Here is a 7,292-nt window from a genome sequence, read left to right on the forward strand (position 1 = left end):
GCCACCAACCGACGAAGGGCCACCAACCGACAAGGGCCACTACCCGTCGAGGGGCCACTCCGTCCCATCCGTCACAAAGGTCCCGAAATTGCCCGAAACCGTCCGAAGCGGCCCATTAGTCGTTATCGTGCGGCTCGGTTGGTCGTCCTCGGCCGTCAGGGAACCTGCTCACACGGATGCCCCCCGCGCCTGCCCGTGAAGAAGCCTCCCGGCGGTCGGGGGACCGACCGCAGCGCCAGCGTGAGAACCCTCCTTGAGCGTGAGCCAGCGGGTCGGACGGAAGCCAGCTGAGCGGCATACCTCTACCCTGTGCCTGTGAAGATCACTGTCGTGGGCCTCGGGTACGTCGGCCTGTCCAATGCCGCCATCCTTGCCGCGCGCAACGAGGTCGTCGCGCTCGACCTGTCCGCCGAGCGGGTCCAGCTCGTCAACGAGGGGCGTTCGCCGATCATCGACGCCGAGCTCGAGGAGTGTCTCGCGAGCGGCGGCCTCAACCTCCGCGCCACCCTGGACCCGGCCGACGCGTATGCCGGCGCCGACTTCGTCGTCGTCGCGACGCCGACCGACTACGACCCGCAGACGAACTTCTTCGACACGTCGTCCGTCGAGTCCGTCATCGGCGACGTGGTCACGCACCAGCCCAGCGCCACGATCGTCATCAAGTCGACCGTCCCCGTTGGGTTTACCAAGCAGGTCCGCGACCAGCACCCCGGGGCGTCGATCATCTTCTCGCCCGAGTTCCTCCGCGAGGGGCGGGCGCTGTGGGACAACCTGCACCCGAGCCGGATCATCGTCGGCGACACGACCGCCGAGGCGAAGCAGTTCGCCGAGCTGCTCGTCGAGGGCGCCGCGGACGACGACGTGCCGGTGCTGTTCACCCAGTCGACCGAGGCCGAGGCGATCAAGCTGTTCGCCAACACCTACCTCGCCATGCGCGTCGCGTACTTCAACGAGCTCGACACGTATGCCGCACGGCACGGCCTCGACACGAAGGGCATCATCGAGGGCGTCGGGCTCGACCCCCGGATCGGCACGCACTACAACAATCCGTCGTTCGGCTACGGCGGCTACTGCCTGCCGAAGGACACGAAGCAGCTGCTCGCCAACTACCGCAACGTGCCGCAGCACCTGATGCAGGCGATCGTCGACAGCAACGCGACGCGCAAGGACTTCGTGGCGTTCGACATCCTCGACCGGCACCCCCGGGTGGTGGGGATGTACCGCCTCGTCATGAAGGCCGGGTCGGACAACTTCCGCAGCTCCTCGATCCAAGGAATCATGAAGCGGATCAAGGCCAAGGGCGTCGAGGTCATCGTCTACGAGCCGACGCTCGAGGCCGACGAGTTCTACCGGTCGCGGGTGGTGCGGGACCTGGAGGAGTTCAAGCGCGAGGCCGACGTCATCGTGGCGAACCGGCACGCGGACGAGCTGGCCGATGTCGTCGACAAGGTCTACACGCGCGACATCTACGGCCGCGACTGAGGGCTACCGGACTGCCCCCGCCGCGATGAGGGCGGCGGCCTGGCGGGCGATCTCGAGCTCCTCGTTGGTCGGCACCACCCACACGGCGATCGGGCTGTCCGCGGTCGAGATCAGGTGCTCACCCGAGGTGGCCGCGGCATTCGCGTCCCCGTCGAGCTCGATCCCGAGGCGCTCGAGGCCGGTCAGGGCGGCCGCACGCAGGACCGGGCTGTGCTCTCCCACGCCCGCCGTGAAGGCGAGGGCGTCGACGCGACCGAGCACGGCGGCATACGCGCCGATGTACTTCTTGAGCCGGTGGGCGACGACGCCGAGCGCCAGGACGGCCTCCTCGTCCCCGGCTGCGACGAGGTCGGTCAGCTCCCGGAAGTCGTTCGTGCCGACGAGCCCCTTCAGGCCGCTGTCCTTGTTGAGCGCCCGGTCGTAGTCCTCGAGGGCGAGGCCGGCGCGGGCGAGGTGGGCCGGCAGGGACGGGTCGAGGTCGCCCGGCCGGGTCCCCATGACGAGGCCCTCGAGGGGCGAGAGGCCCATCGACGTGTCGACGCTGCGCCCGCCGGCGACCGCAGTCGCGCTCGCCCCGTTGCCGAGGTGCAGGACGATGACGTTGGCCTCGTCGAGCGGCAGGCCGCACAGCTGCGCGGTGCGCCGGGAGACGTAGGCGTGGGAGGTGCCGTGGAAGCCGTAGCGGCGGATGCGGTGGTCGACCCGCCAGGCCTTCGGGATCGCGTAGGTGTAGGCGGCCGGCGGCAGCGTCTGGTGGAAGGCCGTGTCGAAGACGGCGACCTGCGGCGTCTCGGGAAACTTCGCCAGGGCGACGCGGATGCCCTCGAGGTTGCCGGGGTTGTGCAGGGGGGCGAGGGGAATGAGCCGTTCGATCTCCGAGATCACCTCGTCGGTGATCAGGCTCGGGGCTGTGAAGTGGGCGCCGCCGTGGACCACCCGGTGTCCCACCGCGGTGAGGGCGACGTCGTCGAGGTCGGGTCCGTTGTCGTGGAAGGCCTCGACGAGCCACTCGAACGCCGTGGCGTGGTCGGGGCACGACCCCTCCCGCTCGGCCGTGGTGTCATCGGAGGTATGACGCCCGTGGGAGGTGGACTCGCCGATCTTCTCGATCAGGCCGGTGGCGTAGGTCGTGCCCGACTCGGCCTCGAGCAGTTCGTACTTCAGCGACGACGACCCGGCGTTGATGACGAGGACGACGGAGGCCATGCCCTCGGCCACGCCGCTGCCCCGCACTCCGGGACTCCCCTGTTCCTCGGTCGTGTCCACACGCGGATCGGCGCTCACGACGCCACCCCCTCCGCCTGGATCGCCGTGATGGCGACGGTGTTGACGATGTCGCACACGAGGGCGCCGCGGGACAGGTCGTTGACCGGTTTGCGGAGCCCCTGGAGGACCGGTCCGATCGCGACGGCGCCGGCCGTGCGCTGAACCGCCTTGTAGGTGTTGTTGCCGGTGTTGAGGTCGGGGAAGACGAAGACCGTGGCCCGCCCGGCGACCGGGCTGTCCTTGAGCTTCGTCGCGGCGACCGCTGCGTCCGCAGCCGCGTCGTACTGGATCGGTCCCTCGACGGACAGCTCAGGGGCCCGGCTGCGGACGAGCGCGGTGGCCTGGCGCACCTTGTCGACGTGCGCGCCCGTGCCCGAGGACCCGGTCGAGTAGGACAGCATCGCGACGCGGGGCTCGATGCCGAACTGACGCGCCGTCGCGGCGGACGAGATCGCGATGTCGGCGAGCTGCTCCGCGGTCGGGTCGGGAATCACCGCGCAGTCGCCGTAGACGAGGACCCGGTCGGCCAGCGACATGAGGAAGACCGAGGACACCGTCGTGACGTCCGGAGTCGTGCGGATCACCTCGAGCGCCGGTCGGATCGTGTGGGCCGTCGTGTGCACCGCCCCGGAGACCATGCCGTCGGCGAGGCCCTCCTGGACCATCATCGTGCCGAAGTAGCTCGGGTCGACCACGACGTCCCAGGCCTGCTCGGCGGTGACCCCCTTGTGTGCGCGCAGGGCGGCATACTCCTGCGCGAAGCGGCGTCGGAGGTCGGCGTCCTGCGGGTCGACGAGGTCAGCGCGGCTGACGTCGAGACCGAGCTCGTTGGCGCGCGAACGGATCGCCGTGGGGTCGCCGAGCAGGGTGAGCCGGACGACCCGGCGGCGCAGCAGCTGGTCGGCGGCGCGCAGGATCCGGTCCTCGCCGCCCTCCGGCAGGACGATGTGCTTGCCGGCTGCCCGCGCCCGGTCGAGCAGCTGGTGCTCGAACATCAGCGGTGTCACCACGCTGCTCGGGGTGACGTCGAGCCGTGCGAGCAGCGCTGCCCCGTCGACGTGCTCGTCGAAGAGGGTGAGTGCCGTCTGGATCTTGCGCGTGGCGGTGCGGGTCATCCGCGGGGCCACGGCGGCCAGGGCCGCGGTCGTCGCCATCGTGCCGGAGCTGCACGTGGCGACCGGGACGTGGACGTCGAGGCCGTCGACGAGGGTGGCGATCGGCTTCGGCAGGTCGAAGCCACCGTTGAGGACGATCCCGGACGGGGTGGGCAGCGTCTCGGAGCGGTGCGCGAGCAGCAGCCCGAGCAGGACGTCGCCGCGGTCGGCGGGGGCGATGACCGTGCACCCCTCGAACAGCCGATCGAGCACGTTGGGCAGGGTCATCGCCGCGACGACCAGGCCGAGAGACTCGCGGTCGAGCAGCCGGTCGTCGCCGTGCAGCAGGGTGCCGTCCACGGCCCGCACGAGGTCGCGCACCGTGGGCGCCTCGAGGACCGCAGACCGGGGGATGACGTATGCCGCTGTGTCCCCGAGCGCTCGCGTCAGCGCTGCGTGGACGGCCGGGATCGACTGTGGCTCGGCGCGGTTGGACACGACGGCGAGGACGCGCGCGTGGTGGGCCACCGCCTCGGTCGCGGTGAGCTCGGCCGCCGTCGCGACGTCGTGGGGGGTCCGGTCGGCGCTGGAGATGACCAGGACCATCGGCGCGTCGAGGTTCGCAGCGATCCGTGCGTTGTAGGCGAACTCGGTGGGGGAGGCGACGTCGGTGTAGTCCGACCCGATGATGAGCATCGCGTCGAAGCCGTCGGCGACGGCGTGGAACCGGTCGACGATCGTCGACAGCGCGCCCTCCGGGTCGGCGTGCACGTCGTCGTAGTTGACGGCGGATGCGGTCTCGGGGGTCAAGTCGGTGTCGAGGCGGGACAAGAGCAGCTCGAGGACGTGGTCGCTCGAGGCGTCCTTGGCCCGGACGATGGGCCGGAACACCCCGACCCGCTCCACTCGACGGCTCAGCTGGTCGAGGATGCCGAGGGCGACGGCGGACTTGCCGGACATGCCCTCCGAGGACGCGAGATAGACACTGGTGGACACGCGCACAGGCTATTCGATGTCGTGGGACTCGCCCGGCCGCCCATGGAAGCCGGCCCCGCCGCGACCCCGCGGGTGCTGGGACGAGCTGAGCGGCATACCGTGCGGGAGACGGGGCGTTGACAGCAAGGCATCACCGACACCGAGCGGATGATCCGCGAGCGGATGCGCAAGCGGGCTGTGTCGTTCAAGCAGGCGTTGAACGATCAACGCAGACAGTGCGCACCACGAGGACGCTCGAGGCTGGCTCGACCAAGCATTGGCCGGAGGAACGTCAGTCTTGTTCGACTGGACCGTGGTGCTCGCCTGCGCGCGACTGAGCACGATGGCGAGGCTCTTCGACAATCCGTTGTCGGCCGCCCAGGCCGCCGACCAGGTCAGGGCCTGGTTGGAGCAGCCAGGCGCGGAGATCATCCGGCCCGCCGTCGATCACCTGCATCGGGTGGCCGAGCTGCTCACGGAAGCCCGGACGCGGGGGAACCTCAATGATGCGCACCTTGCTGCCTTGTCGCTCCAGGCGCGCCTGACCCAGGCATTTTCGCCCCTCGTCCTGACCCCCCTCCGGCGAACGGTCCGTTCGAGGGTGAGCGGGTCGGTAGACCGTCCCGCTCGCTCACGGCCATCCAGTTAGACGCGCCCGAGAAGGCCGTATGCCGCTGAGCCCCGTTCCGGGCGCCGCTGACCTCCCGCTGTACCCCCCTGGTTGCCGGGGACCCGCGGACGAGACTCAGAGCAGGTCGGTGCGGCCCATCTCGGCGAGCTGCGTGACGACCTTCTTGACGTCCTGGCAGCGCTCCGGGGTCGTCACCAGCAAGGCGTCCGGAGTGTCGACGACGATGACGTCCTCGACGCCGACGAGCGCGACCAGCCGGCCGCTGCCTGCTGAGACCACCCCCGTGGCGTCGACGGAGATGATGTCGTCGGTGCCTGCGAGCACGATGATCCCGTCCGGCCCGTGGTGGCCGTCGGAGAAGCCGGCGATCGACTCGAAGTCGCCGACGTCGTCCCAACCGAGGTCAGCGGGCACGACGGCGACGCGCCCTGCCGCCGCCGCCGGCTCCGCGACGGCATGGTCGATCGCGATCTTGGTGAGGGAGGGCCACAGCTCCTCCAGACGGTCTGGGTCGGCAGCGATGGTGCGCAGCGTCGCGACCATCTCGGGGTGGTGCTGGGCGAGCAACTCCAGCAGGGTCGACGCCTGGACGACGAACATGCCTGCGTTCCAACGGTATTCGCCGCTCTCGACATACTTCTCCGCGGTCGGCAGGTCCGGCTTCTCGACGAACTCCTCGACGCGTCGGCCGTGTTCAGCCCCGCTGACGTCGAGGGCGGCGCCCTCGCGGATGTAGCCGAAACCCGTTGCCGGGCCGGTCGGCTCGATGCCGATCGTGACGAGCTCGCCCGTCCTCGCGAGGGCCACCGCCTCGTGGATCGCCCGGTGGAACGCAGCCTCGTCATCGATGACGTGGTCAGCGGCGAAGGACCCGATGACGGCGCCGGGGTCCCGGTGCTCGACGAGCGCAGCAGCCAGGCCGATGGCCGGCATCGAGTCCCGGGGGGACGGCTCGGCCACAACGGACTCCGCCGGCAGCATCGGCAGCTGTCGCCGGACCGCGTCGGAGTGGCTCGCACCCGTGACGACGAGGATCCGGTGGTCCGCGAGCGGCTCGAGCCGGGCCCAGGACGCCCGCAGCAGCGACTGGCCGGAGCCGGTCACGTCGAGCAGGAACTTCGGCGCCGACCGCCGTGACAGGGGCCAGAGGCGGGTGCCAGACCCGCCGGCGGGGATGACGGCCCAGAAGCCGGGAATCGCTGAGGTCACGCCGTCACTGTAGTTGGGTCACCACGACGCCTCGAGAGCTGCACTGTCGATCGCGACTGCTGCACCCTCGATGGGAACGGGAGCACTCTCGATGGGAACTGCTGCACTCTCGATGCGAACTGTTGCACTGTCGATGCGAACTGCTGCACTCTCGATGGGAACGGGTGCACTGTCGATCGGGGGTCACGGCGTCGCCAGGTCGCGGCGGCGGAATGTGCCCACCGATGCGATCCCCAGCGCAGCCGCGATGAGCAACAGCGTCACCACCGGGGCACCGGACACCGACCCGCCCGGCGCGACACTCGCGTGCACGAACGGCGACGCGTCGATGACCGCCTGGGGGAGCTTGAAGATCGGGCCGAACTCACCGATGACGACGAACAGTGCGAGCACCGCCCACGCGACGACGACGAACCGGGGCAGCGCGCCGAACACGACGAGGGCGAGCCCGACACACACCCACACGGCCGGGATCGGTGCCAGCGCCGTCGGCATGAGGTGACGCAACGCGGCACCCACCCCGCTGGTCGCGCGGCCGTAGCTCAGCGCCATACCGAGGCCGGTGACGACGAGCAGGACGGCGCTGCCGGCGAGGGCGATCAGCGCGTGGCTGCCGAGCAGCGCCGGGCGCGAGG

5 protein-coding genes and 1 pseudogene are annotated in these 7,292 nt (G+C 70.3%); 2 read left to right on the forward strand and 4 right to left on the reverse strand.

Annotated features, from left to right (window positions below):
• The first annotated feature begins 315 nt into the window (after positions 1-315).
• The gene (locus N864_RS16980) at positions 316-1,482 is read left to right on the forward strand and encodes a nucleotide sugar dehydrogenase (protein ID WP_034719617.1); all 1,167 of its coding nucleotides are present in this window, start codon (positions 316-318) and stop codon (positions 1,480-1,482) included.
• A 3-nt stretch (positions 1,483-1,485) separates the two neighbouring features.
• On the opposite strand, the gene N864_RS16985 is transcribed toward N864_RS16980, so the two are convergent.
• Together N864_RS16985 and pta are read right to left on the reverse strand one after the other, a co-directional pair.
• Positions 1,486-2,688 carry an acetate/propionate family kinase gene (locus N864_RS16985; RefSeq protein WP_034719624.1) on the reverse strand — a complete coding sequence of 401 codons (1,203 nt, stop codon included), beginning with the start codon at positions 2,686-2,688 and terminating at the stop codon, positions 1,486-1,488.
• A 74-nt stretch (positions 2,689-2,762) separates the two neighbouring features.
• A complete protein-coding gene (pta, locus tag N864_RS16990; RefSeq protein WP_034719627.1) occupies positions 2,763-4,838 on the reverse strand; it encodes a phosphate acetyltransferase in 2,076 nt (691 codons plus the stop codon).
• A 202-nt stretch (positions 4,839-5,040) separates the two neighbouring features.
• Between pta and N864_RS26460 the strand changes: the two genes are divergently transcribed.
• The gene (locus N864_RS26460) at positions 5,041-5,466 is read left to right on the forward strand and encodes a PIN domain-containing protein (RefSeq protein ID WP_081793979.1); all 426 of its coding nucleotides are present in this window, start codon (positions 5,041-5,043) and stop codon (positions 5,464-5,466) included.
• Between the two features lie 96 nt (positions 5,467-5,562).
• On the opposite strand, the gene N864_RS17000 is transcribed toward N864_RS26460, so the two are convergent.
• A complete protein-coding gene (locus N864_RS17000; protein ID WP_034719619.1) occupies positions 5,563-6,657 on the reverse strand; it encodes a mannose-1-phosphate guanylyltransferase in 1,095 nt (364 codons plus the stop codon).
• A 183-nt stretch (positions 6,658-6,840) separates the two neighbouring features.
• Positions 6,841-7,292, reverse strand: a pseudogene (locus tag N864_RS25130) (ABC transporter permease); the annotation flags it as partial.

This window comes from Intrasporangium chromatireducens Q5-1 (assembly GCF_000576575.1).
Lineage (GTDB): Bacteria > Actinomycetota > Actinomycetes > Actinomycetales > Dermatophilaceae > Intrasporangium_A > Intrasporangium_A chromatireducens.

What these genes read in the sequence shown, in the direction of transcription:
- N864_RS16985 (WP_034719624.1), bottom strand. Translation starts at nt 2,688, where the DNA reads ATGGCCTCCGTCGTCCTCGTCATCAACGCCGGGTCGTCGTCGCTGAAG.